General features: G+C 62.9%; 22 protein-coding genes and 1 tRNA gene. 13 read left to right on the forward strand and 10 right to left on the reverse strand.

Annotated elements, in window-relative coordinates:
* Positions 1-105: 105 nt before the first annotated feature.
* The 3 genes from CQ020_RS22975 to CQ020_RS22985 all read right to left on the reverse strand — a co-directional run bounded on the left by CQ020_RS22975 (position 106) and on the right by CQ020_RS22985 (position 1,750).
* The gene (locus tag CQ020_RS22975) at positions 106-336 is read right to left on the reverse strand and encodes a hypothetical protein (RefSeq protein WP_146116695.1); all 231 of its coding nucleotides are present in this window, start codon (positions 334-336) and stop codon (positions 106-108) included.
* A gap of 314 nt (positions 337-650) precedes the next feature.
* Positions 651-727, reverse strand: a tRNA-Thr gene (locus CQ020_RS22980).
* A gap of 144 nt (positions 728-871) precedes the next feature.
* Positions 872-1,750, reverse strand: a complete 879-nt coding sequence (locus tag CQ020_RS22985; protein ID WP_181152006.1) for a thioredoxin domain-containing protein — start codon at positions 1,748-1,750, stop codon at positions 872-874.
* A 176-nt stretch (positions 1,751-1,926) separates the two neighbouring features.
* Here CQ020_RS22985 and CQ020_RS22990 point away from each other — a divergent pair, with 176 nt between their 5' ends.
* The 5 genes from CQ020_RS22990 (at position 1,927) to CQ020_RS23010 (ending at position 8,608) form a co-directional block, all read left to right on the forward strand.
* Positions 1,927-3,420: a trehalose-6-phosphate synthase gene (locus tag CQ020_RS22990; RefSeq protein ID WP_105694164.1), complete on the forward strand. Its 1,494-nt coding sequence runs from the start codon at positions 1,927-1,929 to the stop codon at positions 3,418-3,420.
* The gene (otsB, locus tag CQ020_RS22995; protein ID WP_105694165.1) at positions 3,410-4,207 is read left to right on the forward strand and encodes a trehalose-phosphatase; all 798 of its coding nucleotides are present in this window, start codon (positions 3,410-3,412) and stop codon (positions 4,205-4,207) included. Before CQ020_RS22990 ends, otsB begins: the two co-directional genes overlap by 11 nt.
* Before the next feature lie 218 nt (positions 4,208-4,425).
* Positions 4,426-5,508: an ABC transporter ATP-binding protein gene (locus tag CQ020_RS23000; RefSeq protein ID WP_024819686.1), complete on the forward strand. Its 1,083-nt coding sequence runs from the start codon at positions 4,426-4,428 to the stop codon at positions 5,506-5,508.
* A gap of 104 nt (positions 5,509-5,612) precedes the next feature.
* Entirely contained in the window at positions 5,613-7,196 is a 1,584-nt protein-coding gene (locus tag CQ020_RS23005) for a beta-N-acetylhexosaminidase (protein ID WP_105694166.1), read from the forward strand.
* Positions 7,193-8,608, forward strand: a complete 1,416-nt coding sequence (locus CQ020_RS23010) for a DUF4032 domain-containing protein (protein ID WP_024819684.1) — start codon at positions 7,193-7,195, stop codon at positions 8,606-8,608. Before CQ020_RS23005 ends, CQ020_RS23010 begins: the two co-directional genes overlap by 4 nt.
* 63 nt (positions 8,609-8,671) lie before the next feature.
* Here CQ020_RS23010 and CQ020_RS23015 read toward each other — a convergent pair whose 3' ends face one another.
* Both CQ020_RS23015 and CQ020_RS23020 read right to left on the reverse strand, forming a co-directional pair.
* Positions 8,672-9,373, reverse strand: coding sequence for a GntR family transcriptional regulator (locus CQ020_RS23015; RefSeq protein ID WP_258142172.1), 702 nt, complete (start codon positions 9,371-9,373; stop codon positions 8,672-8,674).
* Between the two features lie 34 nt (positions 9,374-9,407).
* On the reverse strand, positions 9,408-10,874 hold the full coding sequence (locus CQ020_RS23020; protein WP_105694168.1) for a chlorohydrolase family protein: 1,467 nt from the start codon (positions 10,872-10,874) through the stop codon (positions 9,408-9,410).
* Positions 10,875-11,034: 160 nt separating this feature from the next.
* Here CQ020_RS23020 and CQ020_RS23025 point away from each other — a divergent pair, with 160 nt between their 5' ends.
* The 6 genes from CQ020_RS23025 to CQ020_RS23050 are packed head-to-tail and all read left to right on the forward strand — an operon-like array spanning position 11,035 to position 18,213.
* Complete coding sequence (locus CQ020_RS23025) at positions 11,035-12,063, forward strand: ABC transporter permease (protein WP_258142173.1); 1,029 nt, start codon at positions 11,035-11,037, stop codon at positions 12,061-12,063.
* Between the two features lie 58 nt (positions 12,064-12,121).
* Positions 12,122-13,846: an ABC transporter substrate-binding protein gene (locus tag CQ020_RS23030; RefSeq protein WP_105694169.1), complete on the forward strand. Its 1,725-nt coding sequence runs from the start codon at positions 12,122-12,124 to the stop codon at positions 13,844-13,846.
* Positions 13,847-13,858: 12 nt separating this feature from the next.
* Positions 13,859-14,860, forward strand: a complete 1,002-nt coding sequence (locus CQ020_RS23035) for an ABC transporter permease (RefSeq protein ID WP_105694170.1) — start codon at positions 13,859-13,861, stop codon at positions 14,858-14,860.
* The gene (locus CQ020_RS23040; RefSeq protein WP_105694171.1) at positions 14,857-15,915 is read left to right on the forward strand and encodes an ABC transporter ATP-binding protein; all 1,059 of its coding nucleotides are present in this window, start codon (positions 14,857-14,859) and stop codon (positions 15,913-15,915) included. Before CQ020_RS23035 ends, CQ020_RS23040 begins: the two co-directional genes overlap by 4 nt.
* A gap of 8 nt (positions 15,916-15,923) precedes the next feature.
* Positions 15,924-16,946, forward strand: a complete 1,023-nt coding sequence (locus CQ020_RS23045) for an ABC transporter ATP-binding protein (protein ID WP_105694172.1) — start codon at positions 15,924-15,926, stop codon at positions 16,944-16,946.
* A gap of 37 nt (positions 16,947-16,983) precedes the next feature.
* Positions 16,984-18,213: an amidohydrolase family protein gene (locus CQ020_RS23050; RefSeq protein WP_105694173.1), complete on the forward strand. Its 1,230-nt coding sequence runs from the start codon at positions 16,984-16,986 to the stop codon at positions 18,211-18,213.
* 100 nt (positions 18,214-18,313) lie between these two features.
* On the opposite strand, the gene CQ020_RS23055 is transcribed toward CQ020_RS23050, so the two are convergent.
* From CQ020_RS23055 to CQ020_RS23065, 3 genes are all read right to left on the reverse strand, one after another.
* Positions 18,314-18,805: a pyridoxamine 5'-phosphate oxidase family protein gene (locus CQ020_RS23055; protein ID WP_105694174.1), complete on the reverse strand. Its 492-nt coding sequence runs from the start codon at positions 18,803-18,805 to the stop codon at positions 18,314-18,316.
* A gap of 103 nt (positions 18,806-18,908) precedes the next feature.
* Positions 18,909-20,231 carry an MFS transporter gene (locus CQ020_RS23060; RefSeq protein WP_258142174.1) on the reverse strand — a complete coding sequence of 441 codons (1,323 nt, stop codon included), beginning with the start codon at positions 20,229-20,231 and terminating at the stop codon, positions 18,909-18,911.
* Positions 20,232-20,700: 469 nt separating this feature from the next.
* Positions 20,701-22,164: an FAD-binding oxidoreductase gene (locus tag CQ020_RS23065; RefSeq protein WP_105694175.1), complete on the reverse strand. Its 1,464-nt coding sequence runs from the start codon at positions 22,162-22,164 to the stop codon at positions 20,701-20,703.
* A gap of 303 nt (positions 22,165-22,467) precedes the next feature.
* Here CQ020_RS23065 and CQ020_RS23070 point away from each other — a divergent pair, with 303 nt between their 5' ends.
* The gene (locus CQ020_RS23070; RefSeq protein ID WP_105694176.1) at positions 22,468-24,195 is read left to right on the forward strand and encodes a glycoside hydrolase family 13 protein; all 1,728 of its coding nucleotides are present in this window, start codon (positions 22,468-22,470) and stop codon (positions 24,193-24,195) included.
* A gap of 18 nt (positions 24,196-24,213) precedes the next feature.
* Positions 24,214-25,236 carry a LacI family DNA-binding transcriptional regulator gene (locus tag CQ020_RS23075; protein ID WP_105694177.1) on the forward strand — a complete coding sequence of 341 codons (1,023 nt, stop codon included), beginning with the start codon at positions 24,214-24,216 and terminating at the stop codon, positions 25,234-25,236.
* A 20-nt stretch (positions 25,237-25,256) separates the two neighbouring features.
* On the opposite strand, the gene CQ020_RS23080 is transcribed toward CQ020_RS23075, so the two are convergent.
* Together CQ020_RS23080 and CQ020_RS23085 are read right to left on the reverse strand one after the other, a co-directional pair.
* A complete protein-coding gene (locus tag CQ020_RS23080) occupies positions 25,257-25,778 on the reverse strand; it encodes an N-acetyltransferase (RefSeq protein ID WP_105694178.1) in 522 nt (173 codons plus the stop codon).
* Entirely contained in the window at positions 25,771-26,265 is a 495-nt protein-coding gene (locus CQ020_RS23085; protein WP_181152007.1) for an SRPBCC domain-containing protein, read from the reverse strand. The genes CQ020_RS23080 and CQ020_RS23085 overlap by 8 nt, the downstream gene beginning before the upstream one ends.
* Positions 26,266-26,429: the final 164 nt, after the last annotated feature.

Consider the following 26,429-nt stretch of genomic DNA (forward strand, 5'->3'; position numbering starts at 1 on the left):
GATGGCCACATGTACTCTCGCCATGCTTGCCGCATAGCAAGACTCAGCGTGCAGCCCGACAAAAGCATTCCGTACCCGTCATGCCTGACCGGCCGAATCGAACGGTCAGACTTCGGGCGTCTGGTCCGCGGTTCTGTTGGTCTGGAGCTTCGGACCGATGAACTGACCCAGGACGAGCCAAACAATCGTCACCACGAACGCAACATTCCCAAGGGTTGGGTCACCGCCTGTGGCATCGTTGATCAGTAGGAACCAAATGACGAGGTCGGCCACGACGATAGCCAAGGTGATTGGCCACAGCGGCCGCCGCCACGCATACATTCTCTGTCCCAGCATTTCCGATCCCCAAAGTTAGACGCCTAACGGGCCTCGGCCCGTGCTTGGCTCCCCAGTCTTCAGAGTGGGCCCCGGCGCCGCAAGTCACACGGCCGAGGCGGCCCTATTGGTATTCCCGAGTGTCCTTGCGTTGCCTCGGTCCGTTGCCGGTCCCAAGGTCTTGTTGCCTGGCTGCATGGCTCCCTCTATGCAGCCCAGGAGCCCGCTGGTGTCGTCTGGCGTCTTGAAAGCGTGTAGTAAACGTGTAGTGCCCTGCAGTTCAGACACGAAAAACCCCTCCGTTCCGGGCAAAATCGCCGGAATGGAGGGGTTAGTGGAGCCCCCTGTCGGATTCGAACCGACGACCCCCGCTTTACAAGAGCGGTGCTCTGGCCAACTGAGCTAAGGAGGCACGCTCCGGTTACCCGAAGCAAAGCGCGAAAGAGCGCTAGATAAGGTTAGCCCAGACCATCCCCGTCAACGAAATTCGCCGCCACGCAGCAGCGGCCGGCCACCCGCAAAGGGTGACCGGCCGCCGTCGTGCATGCCGCGAGGGTTAGCCCTTGGCGGTGATTGCCGTCTGGATCTCGGCGTTCAGGTCGGATTTGCCGTCCCACTGCTTTCCGTCAATGAACACGGTGGGTGTTCCCGTGACGCCGATTGCCGCAGCTTCCTGGGTGGCAACCTTCACCCACGGACGGAACTGCTTGCTGTCGATGCAGGAGTCGATGTTGGCCGCACCGATTTCGGTGGCCATTTTCTTGAGGTCGTTGTCGGAGATGCCCGCTCCGCCTTCAGCCGGCTGGCGCTCGAAGAGCAGGTTGAAGAATTCCGCGTACTTCTCCGGCGAGGAGTTCACTACGCAGGCGGCAGCGTTGGCTGCGCGTGAGGAGTAGTTGGTGGTGGACTGGCGGTCCAGGAAGCCGAGGGCACGGTACTCCACGGAGATTTTGCCTTCGTTACGAAGGTTGGTGAGCGATTCGCCGTAGGCGGTCTCGAACTGCTTGCACACAGGGCAGATGAAGTCGATGTAGGCAACAACCTTGACGGGCTTGCCGGCCTCGGCCTCGGCACCCGGCGCGGTGACCGTAGCCGGCTTGGTTTCGAGGGGAGCCGGGACGTCGGCCACGTTGACGGTGGCAGGTTCCGATTTCACCACTTCGGTGTTGGCCAGCATGGTGATGCCACCGTGGACGTTGCCGTTGGCCGGCGTCGGTCCCTGATCGGCCACAGGCGCGTTGTTGTTCTGGGCGCTAAAGAACGCGAAGGCAATGATGACGATGATGACCACCACGGCCGCCACGATGCCCCAGCCGACAAGAAGCTTGTTGCGCTTCTCCTTTTTCAGCTGTTCTTCGCGGATTGCGCGCGCTTTCTCCCGCGCCTGGGCGGTCTTTTCGGCCTTGGACAGGCGTGGTTCGTTTGCGGGGCTCATCAGTTCCTCGGGGTATTCGACGTCAAAGTGCATTAGCTAGGGCAACGGGGTCAGTTTACGGGAGCAAACTTGAAGGTTTGCCCATGCCTCATGACCCGGTTGTTGAACGATCAAGTGCCGGGGATGATTCCGCTAGTAGGCTGGGAGTTGAGTCACAGCAACCCCAGGGAGCGTTAATGCAGGATCCGGCAAGCGACAAACTCAATACCGAACAGGGCACCAAAGCTTCTCCGACGAAGAAGCCCACGGCGAGCACGTTCGATTTCATGGTGGTCTCCAACAGGTTGCCGGTGGATCGCATCAGCGATGACAACGAAGAAAGCGGCTGGCGTCGCTCGCCCGGCGGACTGGTCACGGCGCTCGCGCCGATGATGACAAAGTCCGACGGCGCGTGGGTGGGTTGGCATGGCGCCCCGGACGAGACTGTGCGTCCGTTCAGCCACGAAGGCATGGACCTTATCCCGGTTCAGTTGAGCAGCGATGACGTTGAACTCTTCTATGAGGGCTTCTCCAACGCCACCATTTGGCCTCTTTACCACGACGTCATTGCGCCGCCGGAGTTCCACCGCACGTGGTGGGATTCCTACCGCAAGGTCAACCGGAAGTTCGCCGACGCCGTCGCCCGCCATGCAGCGGACGGCGCCACTGTCTGGGTTCAGGACTACCAGCTCCAGCTGGTTCCGAGGTTGCTGCGCGAGGCCCGTCCGGACCTGAAGATTGGCTTTTTCAACCACATCCCGTTCCCTCCACCGGAGATCTTCGCCCAACTGCCGTGGCGTCGGGAGATCATTGACGGTTTGCTCGGCGCGGACCTTCTGGGCTTCCAGCGGCCCAGCGATGCCGGTAATTTCATGCGTTCCGCACGCCGCTTCCTGGGCGCCAGCGTCAAGCAGCAGCAGGTCCACGTCAAGGGTCCCAACGGCGAAGTAACGCACATCGCCAGGGCACAGGCCTTCCCGATTTCCATCGATGTTGCCCAGATCCGAGAGCTCGCAGACCGGCCGGACATCATTGAACGCGCCCAGCAGATCCGCAAGGACCTGGGCAATCCCAAGACCATCCTCCTGGGCGTGGACCGGCTGGACTACACCAAGGGCATCCGGCACCGCCTTAAGGCTTTCGAGGAACTCCTGGCTGACGGCCACATCAAAGTGGAGGATGCCACGCTCATCCAGGTGGCCAGTCCCAGCCGCGAACGAGTGGAGCAATACCGGCTGCTCCGCGAGGAGATTGAAGGCACCGTAGGCCACATCAACGGCACCTACGACACCATCCAGAACACGGCTGTCCGCTACTTGCACCACAGCTACCCGGTGGAGGAAATGGTGGCGTTGTACCTCGCGGCGGACGTCATGCTGGTCACCGCGCTGCGCGACGGGATGAACCTGGTTGCCAAGGAATATGTCACCGCCCGCCAGAACGACGACGGCGCTTTGGTCCTCAGCGAGTTCGCCGGCGCTGCCGATCAGCTCAAGCAGGCGTTCCTGATCAATCCACACGACATCGATGGCCTCAAGTCGACAGTCCTCAAGGCCATCACCCTGGATCCCAAGGAAGCGCGGCGCCGCATGAAGCTGATGCGCAAGCAGATCCTGGACCACGACGTAGATCTTTGGTCAGCGGAGTTCCTGGCAGCCCTCGAAGAAAAGGTAGTGCGCGATGACAGCTGAGAAACTCTCCCTGAAGCCCGAATTATTGGAAGCAGTCCAACGCATTTCCAGCACGGAGCACCTCCTGGTGGCCCTGGATTTCGATGGCACCCTCTCCCCCCTCGTGGACCGCGCGGAAGACGCACGCCCCCTCCCCCGCTCGGCCGCAGCTTTGGAGGCACTCGCAGAACTTCCACGCACGACGACGGCACTCATCTCAGGCCGCGCACTGGACAGTCTGCGGTTGGTCGCCACGCCACCTAAGAACACGCTCCTGATCGGCAGCCATGGCGCTGAGGTCTGGCTCGGGGAGGGCTCTTTGGGCCTGGAACTGGACGAGGAGCAGCGCACAAAACTGGCTGCGGTCCGTGAGGTTCTGGCGGAAATCGTGAACATCGCTCCGGGAACGTTGCTCGAAGACAAGCCCGCCGGCGTCGTCCTCCACACCAGGATGGCCGACGACGACGTAGCGGAAGACGCCGTCGAGGCCGCGACCCGGGTGCTCCGCGAGCATCCCGGGGTTTACCTGAAGACGGGCAAGCGCGTGCTGGAAACCTCGGTAGTCCACGCCTCCAAGGGTGAGGCTGTGGAGTTCCTCCGTCAGGCTACGGGTGCAACGGCCATCCTGTTTGCCGGCGACGACGTCACTGATGAGGATGCGCTGGGCCGGCTGATGGGCGACGACGTTGGCATCAAGGTGGGCCTGGACTTCACCCAAGCGCAGTACCGTGTGGAAGCCCCGGTGCATGTGGCGGAGCTGCTCGAGGCTTTGCTGCGCGAGCGGCGGCGGGTCACGGCGGAAGCCTGACGCGGAGCCTAACGAGTGATGAGCGCAACATGTGACGTTCGTAACATTTAGGTAGTTAGTCAAAAAGTCTGACATACTCTTGGGTGTGATGTGACGCACAGTACCGTGCGGCGTCACGCGATCCTCCCCGGCCATTGGCCGGGGAGTTCAACTGAAGAAAATGAACCATTCACAACGGATCGTCCGGCACGTACCTGCCGGTGAAGGGATTGATAACTGTGGCTACAGTTACTTTTGATAACGCTACGCGTCTGTACCCGGGCACAGATAAGCCCGCCGTCGATAAACTCAACATCGACATCGCCGATGGCGAATTCCTGGTCCTCGTTGGACCCTCCGGTTGCGGTAAGTCCACCTCGCTGCGCATGCTCGCAGGCCTTGAGGACGTCAACGCAGGCCGTATCCTGATCGGCGATCGCGACGTCACCGACGTTCCGCCGAAGGACCGCGACATCGCCATGGTCTTCCAGAACTACGCCCTGTACCCGCACATGACCGTTGCGGACAACATGGGCTTCGCGCTGAAGATCGCCGGCATCTCCAAGGAAGAGCGCGCCGAGCGTGTCCGCGAAGCCGCCAAACTCCTTGACCTTGAGGCTTACCTGGACCGCAAGCCGAAGGCACTCTCCGGTGGTCAGCGCCAGCGCGTTGCCATGGGTCGCGCAATCGTCCGTAACCCGCAGGTCTTCCTCATGGATGAGCCGCTTTCCAACCTTGACGCCAAGCTCCGCGTCCAGACCCGTACGCAGATCGCATCCCTGACCCGCCGCCTGGGCGTCACCACCGTTTACGTGACGCACGACCAGGTTGAGGCAATGACCATGGGCGATCGCGTTGCTGTACTGAAGGACGGCCTGCTGCAGCAGGTTGACACCCCGCGCAACCTCTACGACCGCCCGCAGAACGTCTTCGTTGCAGGCTTCATCGGCTCCCCGGCCATGAACCTCCTGGAACTCCCGGTCGTCGACGGCGGCGTCCAGTTCGGCGGAACGGTTTACCCCGTGCCGCGCGACGTCCTCGAAGAGGCTCACGGCCAGACCGTCACGGTCGGTTCGCGTCCGGAAGACCTCGAGACCGTCGGCAACGGCGAAGGCCTCCAGGTTGAGGTTGACGTCGTTGAAGAACTCGGCGCCGACGCTTACGTCTACGGCCACACCATCCTTGATGGCAAGAGCCACGACATCGTCGCACGCGTCGACGGTCGCCGCCCTCCGATGAAGGGTGAGTCCATCTTCGTTCGTCCGCAGTCCGGCCACGTGCACCTGTTCGACACGAAGACGGGCCTGCGCCTGGGCGACTAGTCCCAACCGGCGCTACTGCGTCTGTACGTTCCGCATTTTGATAGCGGCCCGACCCCTCCCGGTCGGGCCGCTCTCGCGTTAACCTTTCTCCCAGAAGGAACGGTATGAACACCACAGATAACCTGATCCCCCGCCCCTCCCACGTCGCACTCCTGGACAGCCCGGCTTTCACGCTCACCCCGGCAGCCCGGATCGCCGCAAGAGACGCTGCGGCCCCGGTGGCTGAACAGCTCGCCTCGCTGCTGCGCCGCGGCACCGGTTTCGAACTGCCCCTCATAGAAGACAGCCTCCCCGGTGACATCTCACTCGAGCTGGTGGAAACGTTCGACGGCGGCCCTGAAGCGTACGCGCTCAACGTCACCGATCGTGGGGTCGGACTCACGGCAGCCACGGATGCGGGACTCTTCAACGGAGTACAGACGCTGCGGCAGCTTTTCCCCGCGTCCATCGAGGACGCCGACTCAAGCCACAGCAACTGGGTGATTCCCGCCGTCGACATCGCGGATGCCCCGCGGTTCGCGTACCGCGGCCTGATGCTGGACGTGGCCCGTAATTTCTTCACCGTGGAGGAGGTGAAAGAGCAGATCGACGTCATGACGCAGTTCAAGCTCAACGCCCTGCACCTGCACCTCACCGACGACCAGTCGTGGCGCATCGAAGTCCACGAACCGGAACACAACCCGTCCGGGTTGCCCTACGGCAAGCTGACAGAGATTGGCGGGCCGGGCGCGGTAGAGGTGCCCACCGCGGTCCCCGCCCGTGGACGGCATGGTTTCTACACGCAGCAGGACTTCCTGGACATCCAGGCTTATGCAGCGAGCAAGAACGTGCTGGTGGTGCCGGAGATCGACCTCCCCGGCCATGTTAATGCGGCCCTCGCTGCGATAGCCCAGCTCAATCCCGATGGCCAGGCGAAGCCCATGAGCACCACCTCCGAGGTGGGCTGGTCAACCCTGACGGCGGATCTTCCGGTCACTTACGAGTTCGTCCGCGAAGTCATCGGGCAGCTTGCCGCCATCACGGTGGGACCCTACCTCCACATCGGCGGCGACGAAGCCCACGTCACCGGTCATGACGACTACGTGGCCATGGTCCAGCAGTTCGTTCGGATCGGCGCCGAAACCGGCAAAACTGTGGTGGGCTGGAACGAGTACGCCGCCGTCGAGCTTCCTGAAGGTGCCGTGATCCAGTACTGGCACGGCGATTTCGCACCCGTGGTGCGGCAGGCAGAGGAAGCCGGTTCACGGGTGATTATGTCTCCAGCGGCCAACACCTACCTGGACCAGAAGTATGCGTCGGACAGCCCCGTGGGACTCGAATGGGTGGAAGGCGGCCCCTTCACCTGGTCCGAGTATTACAACTGGGACCCGGCCCAGGGCGGCTTGGACGAGCAGCAGATCCTGGGCGTCGAAGGCGCACTATGGTCCGAGACCATCCGCGACAACAGGCAGGCGCAATGGCTCCTGTACCCCCGGGCTGTTTCCCTGGCAGAAGTCGCGTGGTCCGGCCAGGAGGTCCGCAACACCGGTGACTTCCGACGCCGGTTGGGCACCTTGGGTGAGCGGCTCGCCAAGCAGGGCGTCGTCTTCCAGGAAGCGCCCGACGTCGAGTGGTCAGCGAAGCCGGAGTACCCCTTTGCTGCAGCGATAGCCGCCACGGACTCCAAGTACGGAACAATTGAGGCATGAGCGAGCAAAACGAAGCCCAGTGGCACGACGAACCCACCGACTACGGGCAGATCGGCAAGCTCCCCCGCACTGAAGCTGCGAGCGCGCAGGACACCGCGCCGCCGGCCAGTGTTATCGGATCCCTGAACATTACGGCGGCTTCGGCCGATCCGGAGCTGCTGGACCTGCCATGGCATATCGCGTTGGAGGACTGGCCCGCCGAAAACCTGGCTGCCCTCCCCCGCGGTATTTCCCGGCACATCGTCCGTTTCGCGCATTTGGGTGGCTCGGTGATCGCCATCAAGGAAACCTCAGAGCACGTGGCACGCCACGAGTACCACATGCTGCGGAAGCTGGCCCGGCTGGACGTTCCCTGCGTGGAGCCGGTGGCTGTCATTACCGGGCGTACCACCGCGGACGGCCGGCCGCTGAACCCGGTGCTGGTCACCCGGCACCTGAAATTCTCCATGCCGTACCGTGCGCTGTTCTCCCAAATGCTCCGCAAGGACACCCTGACCCGCCTGATCGACGCCCAGGCGCTACTGTTGGTGCGCCTGCACCTTGTGGGCTTCTACTGGGGTGACGTTTCACTGTCCAACACGTTGTTCCGTCGTGATGCCGGCGCCTTCGCCGCGTACCTGGTGGACGCCGAAACGGGTGAGCTTTACCCGGACCTCTCCATGGGCCAGCGTGAATACGACCTCGAAATCGCCCGCGTGAACATCGCGGGCGAGCTGATGGATCTGCTGGACGGCGGGCTGATCGAGGAAAAGGTGGATCCCGTAGCCACCAGTGAGCTGATCATGGACAGTTACCGGCGGCTCTGGACTGAGCTGACCGAGAAGGAATCCTTCGAACTCGGCGAAAGGTGGCGTGTGGCTGCCCGCATCCGGCGCCTCAACGAGCTGGGCTTTGATGTGGAGGAATACGCCATCAAGACCACGGCTGACGGCTCCACCATCCAACTCCAGCCCAAAGTGGTGGACGCCGGTCATCACCAGCGTCGCTTGCTTCGCCTTACCGGCCTGGATGCCCAGGAGAACCAGGCCCGCAGGCTCCTCAATGACATGGACCAGTTCCGGGCGGACAACAACCCGGAGGTGGACGAGGAAATCAGCGCGCACGTCTGGGTCAGCCAGATCTTTGAGCCCATTGTGCGTTCCATTCCGCGGCACCTGGCCGGGAAGCTGGAACCGGCGGAAGTGGTCCACGAGGTCTTGGAGCACCGCTGGTACATGAGCCAGAAGCAGGACAGGTACGTCCCCTTGGCCGAGACCGTTCAGTCCTACTTGGACACGGTGTTGCAGCACCGCCGCGACGAGGCTGCCATCATGCTGAACCCGGACACTGAGCTGCTCAAGATCCTTGAGGTTGAGGTTGAGGAATCCGGCCGGTACGACGACGAGGAAGAGTACCCGGACGCTGACGACTAACGCTCATTAAAACAAAACTCGACGTCGGCCCTCAGGTGAGTGCCGACGTCGAGCCTCTTAAACCTACGGTTCCAGTGTCTCGGCCAGTCCGGCCAGAACAGGTTCACGGCCCAGCTCAATGTGCGAGTACGCCAATGAGTAGGCCAGATCCGGTTTGCCCTTCAGGATCGCGTTGCACAGTTCGGTATGTTCATCGCGTTGGAGCTCGTTGCTCCGGTTGTGGGCCAGCCCGAAGATCCAGCGCATCCGCCCGAACAGGGGTTTCACGGATTCAATCAGCAGCCTGTTCCCGGACAGGCGCACGATTTCGGCGTGGAGCTCGGCGCTGATCAAGGCGACGTCGTCGGTCCGTTCGTCGTCGATTGCTGCCTTGGAGGCCTCCATGAGTTCTTCCAGCCGTCCGCCGTCGCTGCCTTCAGCTACCCGCGTGGCGGCCATGCGCGCAGCGAAGGTCTCCAGGCAGAGGCGGACATCGAAGAGCTCGTTGACATCCGTAAGCGTCAGCTGGCGCACCACCGCACCGCGGCGGGGGAAAGTTGCCACAAAGCCGTCCTGTTCCAGGCGCTGGATGGCTTCACGCACGGGAATACGGGAGACGTTGTACAGCTCTGAAAGTTCACGTTCCCGCAGCCGCATACCCTGCGCGTAGGTGCCCGTGACAATGCCCTCCAACACCAGTTGGTAGACGTTCTCCGCGCGGGCCTCTTCGTCGCGGCCATTCCCGGTTTCCGGCATCGCCTCAGCCACTGTCAAACTTCCCTTCATGCCTGTGTCCGCTCCATTCGGCGGACGGCGCCGGTCAGCGTTCCAACCGAGCATACACGGGAGGAAACAGCTCATCCGCCGCACGGTTCCGGCTGTCCCGGACGCTGTAGGCGCGGCGCATCTTGTCAAAGAGTTCCTGGCCCTTAACACGCCAGTAGTCCAGGTCCACTCCATCGATGCGGCCACCGGCCATAATGGTTCGCCCGGCCACCACCGAAAGCACGGCCTGGCGCGCTGTCCCGTTGAGAAGGAGGGTTCGGAGCGGGTCGTCGTGGACGCCGTCCCGGATATCCCTCAGGGAGAAGGCCACCATGTCGGCTTGGGCACCGGGCTCGAGCCGACCCAGGTCAGGACGGCGGAGGGCCTGCGCGCCGCCCAGAGTGGCGGCGTCGAAATATCCGGCGACGTCGCCGGCGTCGTTGGTGCCCGCGAGGATCTTGGCGAGCTGCACGCCGGCTTCCATGCCACGGATCAGGTCCGGCGGGAACGAATCGGTACCCAGCGAAATGTTGATGCCCGCTTCCTTGTAAGCGTTGAACGAGTCCAAGGTGCTGCCGTAACGCATGGACGTCAGAGGGCAGTGGATGATGCTGGCACCGCTGCTGGCAAGCCTGGCGAGGTCGCCGCGGTCTTCGCCGTACACAGCAGGGTTCCTGTCCGTGTAGGTGGCGTGTGGGATGAGCAGGCGTTCGTTGAGCATCCCCACCTGGTCCAAAAGCTCCAGTGGCGTCACGCCGTGCCAGTCCAGGATGAGCTCGCGCTCCACGAGGCCCTGCAGTGAGTGGAGGCGCACTAACACATCGCGTTCGTTGGAGGCCGCCGCTGTCTCCTTAAGCAATTCGATGTCCAACGTCTCGATCCGGCACGGGAGCAGAACTCCCCTCACCAGCGGATCGTTCAGCTCCGTTGCGTGGTCAATGAAGCGCAAGGCGTCGGCGAGTCCCTCACGTCCCCTGCCGTCGTCGAACATTACCGAGCGTTCGCCGTTCGCCAACACGACGTTCACACCGGATCTGTAGGCGGGGCCCAGGTAGCCACGCAGGCCCAAGCGTCGGCTGGTCTCGGCCATGCCCACCAGTTCCTGGAAGGGCTCGGCCCACTCCGAGTGAACTTCCGAGGCGATGGGCATGTAGGTGGTGATGCCGTGCAGGATCAGCTGGATCAGCGCGTACTCGCGGATCTCCTGGCGTTCTTCGGCTGTGAAGACGTCAGCGCGGTGGTGCTGGAAGTAGTCCTCGGACCACTGATGGCCCTTGGCCTGCTCCGGGCCTGCCCAGCTGTCCAGGATGAGGTGGTCTATGTCCGTCAATGCATCGAGGTCGATCAAACCGGGCATCAGCAGGGCTTCGCCTGCGTGGACTTCCTGGTCCACCGGCCCGGTGTACTCGTGTCCCACGTAGTCAATGGTGTGGCCGCTGTAGACCACGCACGCATTTTCGAGCAGAACGTGGCGGCCATTGTGATGCCCCAGCACATAGCGGGCGGTGACCTTGGTAGGCACGGCGACTCCTGTTTCCTGTCCGGGAGGGACAGCTCGTATTACTCTCTGGTATTCCAAACAGTACATTATTTGTGATTTACATCGCATCAATCCTGCTCTAGTCTATTTTGGTATACAAGAACTCCGGAGCCAGCTCCTGATCACGAAACGAGCAGAACCGTTGACCCAGATACAGTCCGTTGAACCAGGCATCGGCAGTCCGCCGCTCCCTCCTGCAACGTCGCCGGAGGCCAAAGCACCTGCCGAAGCACGTTCCCTCCTCGCCACGGCCTGGATGAGGATCCGGCGCAGCAAGATCGCCCTTCTCAGCCTGTGCGTGGTGGTTGCCATCCTGCTGTTCGCCATCCTGGCTCCCGTCCTCAGCGCCATGTCAGGCAATGACCCCTACACGTCCAACACCAGTCCCGAGGTGCTGGATGACTTCGAAACCCCCGGACTGCCGCTCCCCGGCTACATGTATCCCTCGGCCCAGCACTGGTTGGGCGTCGAGCCCGGGTTGGGACGCGATCTCTTCGCCAGGCTCGCCTACGGCGGACAGGTATCACTGACCATCGCACTGCTCTCCACAGTTGTTTCAGTGGTCCTCGGAACGGTCCTTGGCGCAGCAGCCGGCTACTTCGGAGGCAAGACCGATGCCATCATCAGCCGCATCATGGACTTGTTCCTGGCTTTCCCGCACCTTCTGCTGGTGCTCTCCCTGACACCTATCCTGCAGTCACGGCTGAGGGACACGCCGCTGGGCGAAGGCAGCTTCCTGCCCATGGCGTCCTTGGTCATCATCCTGGGCTTCTTCGGATGGGCGTACCTCGCCAGAATCGTCCGTGGACAGGTGCTGAGCCTCCGCGAGCGCGAGTTCGTCGAAGCAGCCCGATCCTTCGGCGCCTCGCACCTGAGCATTCTCTTCCGCCAGATCATCCCCAACGTCATGGGAGTCGTCCTGGTATACGCCACCATGCTGATCCCCACCAACATCTCGGCGGAGGCAGCCCTCTCCTTCCTGGGCGTCGGCGTCAAGGACCCCACACCGTCGTGGGGCCAGATGCTCAACGCGGCCCAGTCCGGCAACTGGTACCTCAGCGATCCGTGGTTCCTCGCGGTCCCCGGCATCATGCTCATCGTCACCGTCCTGGCCTTCAACCTTCTGGGCGACGCCGTCCGGGATGCCTTGGACCCCAAGTCCTCCCGCTAGCAAATTTCGCACTAACCCTCATCCCCCCGCATCGCCTTTCACCCTCACAAGGAGCATCATGAAAACCCCTGCAAGAGCTCTGGCACTTTCGGTGCTGATCGTCATGGCCGCTACGGGCTGCGGCGCCGGCCAAAGCCAGCCCAGCAGTTCCAAGCCCGCCGGTTCGGTCACGGAATTGGCCCCCAACGTGGTCAAGTCCGGTTTCACCGCCAAGGGCGGCAACATCAACGTGCTGATGTCTTCCGACTTCCAGACGCTGGACCCCGGAAACAGCAACTATGTACAGACGGCAAATGTTGGCCAGCTCTACTACCGCACCCTGACCATGGCCAAGGAAACAGCGGGCCAGCCGCCAACAGTGGTCCCGGACCTCGCAACGGACACCGGCAAGGTTTCCGACGACGGACTCAGCTGGACCTTCACCCTCAAGGAAGGCGTGAAGTTCGAGGACGGAACACCCATCACCTCTGCGGATATCAAGTACGGCGTGGAGCGAACCTTCGCACAGGATGTCTTCACCCAGGCGCCGCAGGAGTTGAATGCAGCGCTCGACGCCGGCGGGTACAAGGGGCCGTACAAGGATCCTTCCGCTGTGCTCAAGGCGGTTGAAACGCCCGATGAACGCACCGTGGTTTTCCATTTGAAGAAGCCGTTTGCGGAGTTCCCCGCCCTGGCTTCCCGTTCCAATACGGCGCCGGTCCCGAAGGCCAAGGACACCAAGCTGGATTACACCAACCACCCCGTGTCCTCGGGCCCGTACATGGTGGAGTCCTACAACCGCGGCAAGTCCCTCAAGCTGGTCAGCAACCCGCACTGGGACCCCGCAACGGACCCCAACCGCTCAGCACTCCCGGACACCTTCAGCTTCTCGCTGTCCACCTCGCAGGCCACTATCAGCCAGCAGCTTTTGGCGGACTCTGATCCCAACGCCATCACCCTTGACTCCAACGGTGCGCTCCAAACCTCGGACTCCGCCAAGTTGGCTGACGCCCAGGTGAAGGATCGGGTGGCTTCGGGTCTCCTGGGTTGCAACGACGTCCTGAGCTTGAACACAGAGAAAATCAAGGACCCTGACGTCCGCAAGGCGATCGCTTTGGCTCTGGACCGCCAGTCCATTCTGGTTCAGTACGGTGGACGGCGCTTCGGCGAAATCACCCAGAGCCCGCTGAATGCCAAGATGCGCGGTTACGTGGAGACCGAACTCGAGCTGGATCCCACGGGTAAGCCCAAGCTGGAGGAAGCCAAGAAGCTCCTTGAAGGCAAGGACTTCCCCAAGACCCTGACTTATGGGTACGCCAACAATCGGGATGCCTTCAAGAACACCGGCACGGTTGTCCAGCAGAACCTCAAGGCCCTGGGCATCGAAGTTGAGCTGGTACCGATCCCGGCACCCAACTACTACTCCGTCCTGGCCAGCGAGCAGCTGCCGGACATGGGCCGTTCCGGCTGGTGCGGCGGTGCCGACCCGGCGTCAGTCCGCACCTCCGCGGATCCCCTGCTGGGACCGAACAATGAAGGCACCAGCTACGGCTTCTCCAACACGTCCCGCTACTTCGATCCCGTAGTTTCCAAGACCATGTTCGATCTCCGCAACACGGACGGCACCTCCGAGGAACTGGGCAAGAAGTGGTCCGAGGCGTTCGGCTCAGCCTTGAAGACCTACCCGATCGTCCCGCTCATCCGCAGCCACACCAACAGCGTGGTGGGTTCCAACGTCCGCAATGCCCAGGTGGGCTACTTCTTCGGCGGCATCGATCTCTCGATCGTCGGCGTCGAGCAATAGCAACCACCAACCATGATGACTTTCATTCTTCGCCGGACCGGTTCGTTGGTCCTGCTTCTCGCCGCGGTCAGCTTTATTACCTTCACGCTTTTCCAGCTCGGCCCCTCTGATCCCGCAGCCGCTGCTTGTGGTCAGGAGTGCACACCCGAGCGGGTGGCCGAGGCCCGTGTTGCTTTGGGCATGGACCAGCCCTTCCTCGTCCAGTACGCCGATTACATCCGCGGGCTCTTTTCTTCGCGAATGATCGGCGCCCCGGGTGCGCAGACTCTTTGCGAATGGCCGTGCCTCGGAAAGTCCTTCCAAACCAATGAGAACGTAGCCGACATCATCGGCCGCTCACTCCCCTACACCTTCTCCATGGCTATCGGCGCGCTGGTGCTGTGGACCGTCACTGGCGTCGGGCTTGGTCTCCTTGCCGCCCTCCGCAAGGGCTCCCCCGTGGATAAGTTCATTGTGGGCGCCGCCTCCGTGGGCGTTTCACTGCCGATCCCCGTCACGGGCCTGTTCCTGCTGCTCCTGTTCGTCAACCAACTACACCTGTTGCCCTTCACCACCAACGAGATCAACAGCCCCTTTGGCCCGCAGGGCCCCGGCGCGTGGGTGGCCAACTACCTGCTGCCCTGGATTGCGCTGGCTGTGCTCTTCAGTGCTTCCTACATCCGTGTCACCCGGACCAACATGATCGAGACGTTCGGCGAGGACTTCATCAGGACGGCCCGTTCCAAGGGTCTGGCGCCGCGGACGGTCACCTTCAAGCACGGCGTGCGAGCCGGCATCACACCGGTTGTGACCATGCTGGGCATGGACATCGGCCTGTTGCTGGGCGGTGCAGTTCTTACTGAGCAGATCTTCTCCGTCCCCGGCCTGGGCTTCACCGCCGTACACGCCGCTATTTCCGGCGATCTCCCCGTCACCATGGCCATCACCATGTTGGCCGCGTTCTTCGTCATCGTGGCCAACGTTGTGGTGGACCTCGCCTACGCCGCCATCGATCCCCGAGTGAGGCTCCAATGACCCCGTTGAATATCACCACCAAGAAGGCGAGCGCCCTGGCCGGCGCTACGGCAACAGCACCGTTCCTTGAGGTCCGCGGCCTCACCGTGAAGTTCCCTACGGATGACGGCGTTGTTTCTGCAGTGAACGGTATGGACTTCTCACTGGAACGGGGTCAAACCCTTGGCATTGTGGGCGAGTCCGGTTCAGGAAAATCCGTGACCAGCCAAGCGCTGATGGGCCTGCTCAAAGGTACGTCGGCTCAGGTCACTGGCCAGGCGATGTTCCAAGGCAAGGACCTGGTCACCCTGCCCGAGTCCGCCATGCGCCCGCTCCGTGGCCGCAACATCGGCATGATCTTCCAGGACCCCCTTTCTGCGCTGCACCCCTTCTATACGGTGGGTCACCAGATCGCCGAGGCGTACCTGGTCCACAACAAGGCGAGCAAGAAGCAGGCCCGGGCTGCCGCCGTCGACATGCTGGGAAGAGTGGGTATCCCCAGCCCCGAGCAGCGCTACGACGAGTACCCGCACCATTTCTCCGGCGGAATGCGCCAGCGCGCCATGATCGCCATGGCGCTGATTTGCGAGCCTGAACTGCTGATTGCCGACGAACCAACCACTGCATTGGATGTGACGGTTCAGGCCCAGATCCTGGATTTGATGTCCGAACTCCAGGAGGAAACCAACTCTGCGCTCATTCTGATCACCCACGACCTCGGTGTGGTGGCAGAGGTGTGTGACAACGTGCTGGTCATGTACGGCGGCCAGTGCGTTGAGTCCGGGCCCGTGGACGACATCTTCTACGACACCCAGCACCCTTACACTCTGGGACTGCTCAATTCGATGCCTACGCTCAACAGCGCATCGAGCCGGCTGAACCACATACCCGGCCAGCCGCCGTCGCTCCTTGACCTTCCGAAGGGCTGCATTTTCAGCGCACGGTGCCAGTACACCGAACTCGCCGGCGACGGCATCTGCACCAGTCAACGGCCGGAACTACGGCTTGAGGACGGGCATGGCAAACGCTGCCATTTGAGCGGGCCGCAGATCATCACCATCCGGAATTCGCGTTAGGACCCTCCATGGAACATCAGCCAATTCTCCAGGTGGAGAACCTGCAAAAGCACTTCCCGCTGAAGGGCGGCATGCTTCCGGGCGCCCCCAAGCGCTCGGTCAAAGCGGTCGACGGCGTATCGTTCAGTCTCGCAAGGGGCCAGACTCTGGGGCTCGTGGGTGAGTCCGGGTGCGGTAAGTCCACCACCGGCCGGATGGTGGCCCGCCTCATGGACCCGACGGGCGGGAGGATTCTGGTGGACGGCGAGGACATCAGCGGGCTCCGGGGCAAGGACCTGTACAACTTCCGCCGTAAAGTCCAGATGATCTTCCAGGATCCCTTCGCATCGCTGAATCCGCGTCAGACGGTGGGTACGGCCATCGCCGCTCCCATGGTGGCGCAGAAGATCAATCCGCCGGGTGGGCTCAAGAACCGGGTCAAGGAACTTCTGGACCAGGTGGGACTCAAGCCGGAACACTTCAACCGGTTCCCGCATGAGTTCTCCGGGGGTCAGCGTCAGCGTGTGGGTATAGCCCGGGCGATTTCCCTGAACCCTTCGGTGATCGTGTGCGACGAACCAGTATCCGCCCTGGATGTCTCCGTGCAGGCACAGGTGGTGAACCTGCTCCAGCAGATCCAGCGAGACACCGGCGTTTCCTACATCTTCATCGCCCATGATCTCTCGGTGGTCCGGCACATTTCCCACGAAGTGGCGGTGATGTACCTGGGCAAGATCGTTGAGCAGGGGCCTCGCGACGCTTTGTTCAGCGATCCCCTGCACCCTTACACCAAGGCATTGCTTTCGGCAGTTCCCCTGCCGGATCCCCGGGCCGCCCGTGATCAGGTAAAAATCCGGCTGCGCGGAGACCTGCCCTCGCCGGCCAATCCGCCCAGCGGCTGCGTCTTCCGGACCCGGTGCCCGTTGATCGGCACGCTCCCCGAGGAACAGCGTCAACGCTGCATCAACCAGATCCCCGCGCCCGCCCAGCCCGCTGAGCCTGCCTGCCACCACACAGGTCTGGCCGCGACGGTCTTGGCAGGCGTGCAATAGAGGCATGCACTAGATTCACTAGCAAAAGGAGCAACCATTGAATACCCTGATCCGCGCCGTCCGCCCGTGGGGGCAAGCGCTCAGCGACGTCACCCTCGTCGCTGGCGAAGCAGGCGGCAAGATCACCGCCGTCGAACCTCATGACCCCGCCCGGGTCCTTCCGGAGGGCTTCACTGTTGTTGAGGGACGCGGGCGCCTCCTGCTGCCCTCCTTCTCGGATGTCCACGTGCACTTGGACTCCACCCGGATCGGCCTCCCGTTCCGGGAGCACACCGGAGGTCCGGGCGTGTGGACCATGATGATGAACGACCGCCAAAACTGGCGCAACGCCGAGGTCCCGCTGCAGGAGCGCGTGAACGACACCCTGGGCCGCATGATCGCCCGGGGCACCACCCGCGTGCGCTCGTACGCCCAAGTGGATGTGGACTGCAGGTTGGAGCGCTTCGACGCCGTTGCTGCTGCCAAGGAGAAGTTCGCTGGCCAGGCTTCAGTGGACATCATCGCCTTCCCCCAGGCCGGACTGTTGCTGGAAGGAGGAACGGTGGAGCTCATGGAAGAGGCGCTGAAAGCCGGTGCCAACGTGATGGGCGGGATCGATCCCTGCACGCTGGACCGCGATCCGGCGAAGCACCTGGACATTGTGTTCGGCCTGGCAGAGAAGTACCAGGTTCCCATCGATATCCACCTGCACGAGCCCGGTGAGCTGGGCGTCTTCAGCACGGACCTGGTGCTGGAACGAACCCGGGCGTTGGGCATGCAGGGCAAGGTCACCATGTCCCACGCGTACCAGCTGGGCAGCGTCAACGAGGCCACCACGCGCAGGCTCATCGATGCCTTCGCGGAACTCGATGTCTCCCTGGCGTCGGTTGCTCCTTCGGCTGCAGGCCAGCTCCCCATCCCGCTGCTCACCGAGGCCGGCGTCCGATTGGGGCTGGGCGAGGACGGTCAACGCGACTACTGGTCCCCGTACGGCAACACGGACATGCTGGACCGGACCTGGCAGCTCGCCTTTACCCATGGCTTCCGCAAGGACGAGCTCATTGAGCACAGCCTTGCCATCGCCACGATCGGTGGCGCGAGCATTCTTGACCCCAGCGCAACCAGGCTCAAGGACACGGCCCACCGTCCCGGCGTCGAGGTCGGTGACCCCGCTGAGCTGCTCCTGGTGGACGGCGAAACGGTGGCCTCCACGGTGATGGACCGTGGCAAGGACCGCACGGTTATCCACGCAGGCAGGGTGGTGGCCGAGCAGCTGGAACTCGTCTAGCTACCCTGAAACCCGCTGCTCCTCCAGACCCGCTCTTGTTCGAACCCCATACCGTACAACGGTGCGGGTGACGGACAAGGGCGGGTTTCGTTGTGAGGAGTTATTCGCTCCGCGCCGTGGGAGCATCATCCAGGGGCGACCACCACGTCACCGGGGGCGTCACTTTGAAGCGGCGGCCTGTCACTTTACTCGGAGTGATGCGGATGAACTGGTCCTTCTGCCCTGCCTCCCAGGGGAACAGCAGGAGGCCGACTGTATCCAGCACGTCCTGGCTCAGCTTCACGGCAGACGCCTGTCCCTTGACCACCACGCTCCACGCCACCCCGGTATCGGCATTAACGCCGTCCGCTTCGATGGCCACCGGAGCATCGCCCAGAGCTGCATGAAGTTTGGTGCCTTCACCGGTCCGGAACACCAGGGTCCCGTGATCAACCTTGTAATTCACGGGGAAGATGTCCGGGTGATCCTCCACCACAACGGCGAGTCTGCCCACCGAGACACCTCGGAGGAGTTCCCAACACTCGTTGGTCTCCAGGATTTCCGTAGCTGGCGTTTCCGGCTGGTTGGTGCCTGTTGCTGCTGAGTTGGTCATATGGCCGAGGATACGCCGCCGGGTTGCCGCCCGAACAGGCCCTCCCCCGGTTTCGCGGCAACCGGACGCAGCGTTGTTCGCCGCGCGCCCGCGAATGGCCGCATTATGGAACGAACGTGGCTTTCGTAACTGCTTGCTCAGGCGGCGCTGCTTGCTCCGTCGCCTCCGCCGCCTCCACGCTGACAAGGGGTCCACGGATGGCAAAGAAACCTGCACCGGCCAGCACCACGGCCTCAGCGGCAAGCACCCAGAATGTCACTTCCCAGCCACCGGTCATGGCGTGCAGCAACCCGGCACCCAGCGGGCCAAGGGACGCCAACGCGAAACCAAATCCCTGGCTCATGGCGGAGAGCCTCCCCGCGGACTGGGGCCCATCGGATCGGATCACCACCAACGCCATGGCCAGCCCGAATCCGGCGCTCTGGACCACGCCCAAAATCCCGACCATGACGAACTGCAGCTCAACTGGTGCCATCAGAACTCCCAGCAGTGCAGCTGCCACGGACAAGCCAAGGCCGGGCGCCATGATCCTCAGGATGCCCGGACGGCCGGCCAGCACAGGTGCCAGCAAGCTGGCTGGCAAGCCTGCCAAGCTGAACCATGCGAGCAAGGCAGCGGCATCCGCCGGCGCAAGCCCTCGGGATACCAAGTACACAGCCAGCCAGGATGTGATCGCGAAGTACAGCATGGCCTGGAGCCCGAAGAACGCCGTCACGGCCCACGCTGTGCGTTGCTTCCGGAGCGGGGTGAACACATCAGCGGCCCCGGTGCTGGTGTGAGCAGCGCTGGACGCCGTGGCGGAAGCCGCCCCGGACGCCGTGGTGAGAGCCGCCGTCGGACGTCCTCCGGAGCGGTGGATCAGGAAAGCGCCCAGCAGCGCCGGTACTGCCCAGACGGCGAGGGCTGACGGCAGGCTGCCGCCGAATGCTTGCTCAAGTGGTTGGACCAGCCCGGCCCCAAGCGCCGCTCCGAGCCCGAATCCCATGGTGCACAACCCTGTCCACCAGCCAGTACCGCGGTTTGCCTTGACGATCTGAGGCACCAGGACGCTCGAGGTCATGATCGCCATGCCAGCCAAGAATGTGCCCGGTAGCAAGAGTGCCGGCACGGTCGCCCGAACAATCAATGCAGCAGCGAGGACCAACAGCGCAACAGCCACAGCCCGCCCGGTCCCAAGTCGACGGGCCAGCCAAGGCCCAATCGGCCCCGAAATACCAAAAGCCAACACCGGCAAGGTCCCCAACAAAGGTAGAAGCGAAGGATCCACACCAAACACACCCGGTACCTGGTTCATCACCCCGGCAACGGTCGTAATGGCCGGCCGAAGATTAACAGACACCACAACGAGCCCGAGCAACACCAGCCCCGTAGCAAGTCGTGACCCACGCCCCGAAGGTCGGGCATCGTCCGGGCGCAGTTCTTCCACGTCATTCTCCTCATAACAACTTTGGTATACCAGGCAAGCCTAGGAGGAGAACGGCGGAAAGTAAATGCCGATAAACCAGCAGTTCAGATGTGACACGCGCTTATTGCCAGGCAATTTTGGAATACCAAGATGTGCCGAGATGATCCGCAAGAGGATTGGAGGTGATAGAGCATCACCCCCAAGCCCGAGGGACGTGATAGAGCATCACCCCCAAACCCGAGGGACGTGATAGAGCATCACCCCCAAACCCGAGGGACGTGATAGAGCATCACCCCCAAACCCGAGGGAGGTGATAGAGCGTCACAGGTGCGCGCTGGCCCGCGGGGCCGGAACGCGGCAGCGCGCGTCTAAGGTGGGCCCACGGCGGCAGGGGTCCCCGACCGAGCTTGCGAGGTTGGGGTGCCGCTGGGGCGGCACGACCGAGCACGCCGAGCGTTGCGGCCCGGCGGGACGCCAACGGGAAAAGCGCTTAGATAGCCTTCCCCGGATTCAGAATCCCCTGGGGGTCGAACAGCTCCTTGATCCGCCGCTGCAGCTCACGCACCGGCTCGGGCTGCTCGAGGCCGAGCCATCGCAGCTTGTACTGCCCCACGCCGTGCTCGCCGGTAATGGTTCCGCCCATTTCCAGTCCCACGCGGATGGATTCGTCCAGGGCAGCGTTGAGTCGTTGCAGGGCGTCGGCGTCGGTGGCTGGGTCCACACGGTCCATCCAGAAGGTGGGGTGCAGGTTGCCGTCGCCGGCGTGGGCCACTACTTTGAGGCGTACCTGGAAGCGGGTGGCCATCGCTTCGAGTTCCGCCACGAAGTCCACCAGCCGCGAGCGTGGGACTGCGATGTCTTCGCCTACCCTAAATTCGTCGTCTACTTCGACGCCGCGGCTGTTGCGGCGGAGTTCCACCAGCATTTCGGCTTCGGCGCTGGCTTCGGTGGTCACTATGGCGCCACCCTCGGCAAGTACCTGCCGGACGACGTCGGCTTCCGCGGCGGCACCGAACCCATCCGTCTGGATGAGCAAAAGGGACTTGCCGCGTTTCTGCAGATCCCCGCCGTGGAGTTCGTCCAGCTGCACCAGTGTGCCGTTGTCCAGAAGTTCCATGATGGCGGGCTGTACCCGGGCTTTGCCTACGGCGAGCACCCCGGCGGCGGCGCTACGGAAGTCCTGATAGAACGCAGCTATGGTGTGGATCTCGCGCGGCAGGTACTTCAGGCGAACCGTCACACCCACAACGATTCCCAGCGTTCCCTCCGAGCCCACCAGCAGTGCGGTGAGGTCATAGCCTGCAACGCCTTTGAAGGTCTGGTGACCGGTGTGCATCAGGGAGCCATCGGCCATGACGACGTCCAAGGCCAGCACGGAATCGCGCGTCACACCGTACTTGGCGCACCGCAGTCCCCCGGCGTTGGTGGCGACGTTGCCGCCAATGGTGGACATTTTGTAACTGGCCGGGTCTGGTGCGTACATGAGGCCGTGTTCGGCGGCGGCAGCGTTCAGGTCAGCGTTGATGACGCCGGGTTCGACGACGGCGGTCTCGTCGTCGGGGTTGAGGTCAAGGATGCGGTTCATCCGTTCCAAGCTCAGGACGATGCAGCCTTGGGTGGCGTGCGCACCCCCGGAAACGCCCGTGCCGGCACCCCGTGCGACGATCGGCACCTGATGGGCGGCGCAGTTGCGAACAATATGCTGGACATCCTCGACGGACCCGGCCCAGACCACGGCGAGAGGCAGGTGCCTGTCCAGTATCGGTCCCTGATCGGCCGAGTACATGGTGAGGGTCTCTTCATCGTCCGCTATTTTCCCGGCACCAAGTCCGGCTTCGAGTTCTTGCAGGAAGGTCCTCTGCGCGACTGAGGGCCGGGCGTCTTCGCCACGGCCTACGGTGCGTTCCTTGATGTCTTCCTCTGATGTTCCGGCTACGGCCGTTTCGTCCGACAAGGCTTTCCCTCCACATGAGCTCCGCGGACACGCCAAACCGGCAGTCTTCGCAGTCTTTTCAGTGCCAGTCTAGCCAGCGCCGCACATCACCGGCGGCACAGGATTTCTTCCAGTACGTGGGCGCCACGGCCCCGGGAATCGCCCAATTTCCGGTGGAGCGAGGCCCGGAGCCGCAAGCGCTTCCACATTTAGTGAACCCGATTGTAGATCCGGAAAACCTATCCCGCACAAGTACCGCAAAGACAGTAGCCTTAGGGCTGGAAACGTTTACACTTTTTGGAAAACTCTTCTACGATGTGTTTCATGTCCGTAGATTCCATGCTCCCGGTTGCGACCCACGAGCCCGCAGCAGCTTTCACGCATCTGACCCCGGTCCACGATGCCTCCACAGCGCACGGCTGGTGGCGATCGGCTGTGATCTATCAGATCTATCCGCGATCCTTCCGCGACCTCAACGGAGACGGCGTAGGAGACTTGGCGGGCATCACTGCCGAACTCACGCAACTGGCAGGGTTGGGTGTGGACGCTGTGTGGTTGTCACCCTTCTACCGCTCACCTCAGCGGGATGCCGGCTACGACGTCAGTGATTATTGCGACGTCGATCCGCTCTTCGGCACCTTGGCCGATTTCGACTCCCTCATTGCCGAGGCCAACAGGCTCAACCTGCGCGTCATCGCGGACCTCGTCCCCAACCACTGCTCGGATCAGCACATCGCCTTCCAGTCAGCCCTCACTGCCGGGCCCGGCAGTGAGGAGCGGGACATGTTTATCTTCCGGGACGGTCAAGGCCAGGACGGCAACGAGCCGCCCAACAACTGGCAATCGCACTTCGGTGGCCCGGCATGGACACGCATCGTGGAGCCGAACGGCCAGCCCGGCCAGTGGTTCCTGCACCTCTTCGACTCCTCGCAGCCGGACTTCAACTGGGACAACCCGGCCGTCCACGCCGAGTTTGAGCGCGTCCTGCGCTTCTGGCTGGAGCGCGGCATCTCCGGTTTCCGGGTGGACGTAGCCCACGCTCTGGTCAAAGCAACAGGCTTACCCAACTGGGGTGGCCGCGCAGACGGCAACAGTTCAGACGGCTTCCCGGGCCATGACGCACCCATGTTTGGCCAGCCAGCGCTTCACGACATCTACCGCCGCTGGCGTTCCATCCTGGAAGAGTACGGACCGGACCGCATCCTGTGCGCCGAAGCCAATGTGGACCCGCTCCCCCGACTGGCACAGTGGGTTCGCCCTGACGAAATGCACCAGGCCTTCAACTTCCCCTACCTGCACGCAGGCTTGGACGTGAATCGCCTCCGCCACATCATCACTGACTCTTTGGTGTCACTGGATGCGGTAGGTGCCCCGAGCACCTGGGTGCTGTCCAACCACGATGTTGTCAGGCACGTTTCACGCTTCGGCTACGACGGTCCGGGACCGCGCGACGGAGACGGCATCGGCCCCGACGACCACCAGCCAAACGAAGAACTCGGACGACGCCGGGCTGCCGCAGCCACCATGTTCATGCTCGGCCTTCCCGGCGGAGCCTACCTCTACCAAGGCGAAGAACTCGGCCTGCCCGATTCCTCCAGCATCCCCGGCACCATGCGACAGGACCCCACGTTCTCCCGCACCGGCGGAGCACGCATCGGCCGCGACGGGTGCCGGGTTCCACTGCCTTGGCGCGCCGCAGAGCCCCATGCCGGCTTCGGAAGCGGCATGGATCCCTGGCTTCCGCAGCCCGAGTCCTGGCCCGAACTGGCGAGGGACCAGCAAGACCCTGACCCGGCGTCGCACCTTAACCTTTACCGGAAGATGCTCGCCCAGCGGGCCGGACTTCGCCTCGGCCAAGGCTCCCTTGCCTGGGTGGAAGACTACTGCAGCGACTCCTCGCTGGCTTACCTCAACGGCAACACCTTGGTGATCATGAACGTCGGGGCCGGGACCATGCCACTCCCGGCAGGTGAAACCATCCTGCGAAGCTCGGGGGCGGACGCCACAGATCCACTAGGCTCGGGAGAGACGATCTGGCTCATAGCCAGCTAATTTCCACCGAGGAGCAGCATGACCGGCATCAAGGACGTAGCCGAGCGAGCAGGGCTGTCCGTTGCCACTGTCTCACGGGCGCTGAGCGGTAAGGGCAACGTCTCGCCCACCAGCCGGGAGCGTGCCCGTGCCGCCGCGGCCGAGCTGGGATTCGTGCTGTCCTACCATGCATCGAGCCTGGCTTCCGGTCGCACGCACAACGTCGGTTTGGTGGTTCCCTCGGTCCACCGCTGGTTCTTTTCAGCGGTGATCGAGGGCGCCTCCGCGGCGCTGCTTGAGGCCGGCTATGACCTCACCCTGTACAACATCGGTGAAAACCCCGCCCACCGGAAAAGCGTCTTCAACGACTTCCTGCTCCGCAAGCGGGTGGATGCGGTGATTGCTGTGTCCCTGGAGCTCAGCGAAGATGAGCTCCAGCAGCTTCATTCGGTGCACCGGCCCATTGTGGGCATCGGTGGTCCTTTGCCGGGAGCATCCACCATCAGGATCGACGACACGGGCATCGCCTTCAGAGCCACCAACCACCTGTTGGGCCTGGGGCATACCAAGATTGCGCACATCACCGGTCTGGAAGCCTACGACCAAGACTTCCACCTGCCGGGAACCCGCCGCAGTGGTTTCGAGAAAGCAATGAACGACGCCGGCTGCCCGGTCAGGCCCGAATGGATCGTTTCCGCGGACTTCACCATGGAAGGCGCCTACGCTGCCGCGCGGCAATTGCTGGCCAGCGCACCGGAGAGACCCACCGCAGTCTTTGCTGCGTCAGATGAAATGGCAATCGGCACTATCCTCGCCGCCCGGGACTTCGGCCTGCGCATCCCGGATGATCTTTCAGTCATGGGCATCGACGGGCACGACCTCGGCAAGGTCCTGGGCCTGACCACTATCGACCAAGATGCCAAGGGGCAGGGGGCATTGGCTGTCCGGACTCTGCTGGGTGCAATCAACAACGGCTTGGTGCTGGAACCGGCTGATACCGAGCACCCCACCGAAATGGTGGTACGGACAAGTACAGCCGTGCCCAGGGCCGGCGCCTCATAGTCTTTCTTGAGGGCAGCCCTTTACGGCAGCGGCCGCACCATCACTAGCTCCAGCTTTGAGGTGTCCTGCGGGTAGGGCCTGCTGGCCCCCGTGGTCTCAAATCCGTGGCGCCGGTAGAAGGCAAGCGCTCTAACGTTCTCCTCATGAACCCCAAGCTCAATGCTTCCGGCTCCCAACTCCTGCGCGGCGGCGTTATAAGCCTCTTTCAGGAGTTCGTCAGCCAATCCCAGCCCTCGGTGCTTGGGTGCCACATAAACGCTGATCAGCATGGCCTGAAGCGGCAGCTCCGGGCTCTGGGGATGCTTGAGCACCACACGCATCAGGCCACAGAGTTTGCTGCCGTTTTCACCGGTGTCGGCAACCAGGGTGATGCTGGCATCGCCGGACATCGCTGCAGCACGCTCCTGCCATTGTGTTTCAGTTTGCCGGCGGGCGGCCTCCAGACTCTCCACGTAAGCCATGGGCGTATCTGTGAGCATCTCCACACGGATCGTCTTCAACAGCTCCCAGTCATTCGCGTGGAGCCTGCGGATCCTAGGCAACGGCTCCGCCCATGAACCTCACGTAGCGCTCCAAGACCCCGGGCCAGCCTTCGGCGTAGGAAGCGCGGGAGGCCGCAGGATCTTCGGCGCCTTCCCAACCATCGTGGATCAGGCGAACTTCAGTGCCCTCATCCACTGCCCGGAAAACCACGCGGATCTCCGTGGACCATAAGGGCGTGCTTGCGGGATACCAACTGGCATGGAAGGACAGCGGGGGCTGCCAATCGTCGATGGTCCCCCACACTGAGGTGCGGCCATCCTCGGCCGTCTCCAGTATCAGGTTCTCTTCAAACTCAACATGAGATCCTTCGCCGTACACGCTCTCTTGCTCCAGTGGCCACCAAAGGTGTGGATGATCGGTGAACCCCTGAAAGGCATGAGAAATGTTGGTGGGCACCACAACAGTGAAAATGAGGGGCTCCAGGCCGACGCCGTCCGGCTTGGACGACTCGGGCTCCGACTCGGGGTGGCTGAAGAGATTTTCCATGACCACCAACTCTACCGGGGGCAGAAGGCACACAGGTGGGTTAAAGACGAAGAGCCCCAGCCAGTGGCTGGGGCTCTTCTCAATTTATGTCCGGCGGTGTCCTACTCTCCCACACCCTCCCGGGTGCAGTACCATCGGCGCTGTGGGTCTTAGCTTCCGGGTTC

Origin of the sequence: Arthrobacter sp. MYb23 (assembly GCF_002979775.1) — a bacterium.
Lineage (GTDB): Bacteria > Actinomycetota > Actinomycetes > Actinomycetales > Micrococcaceae > Arthrobacter.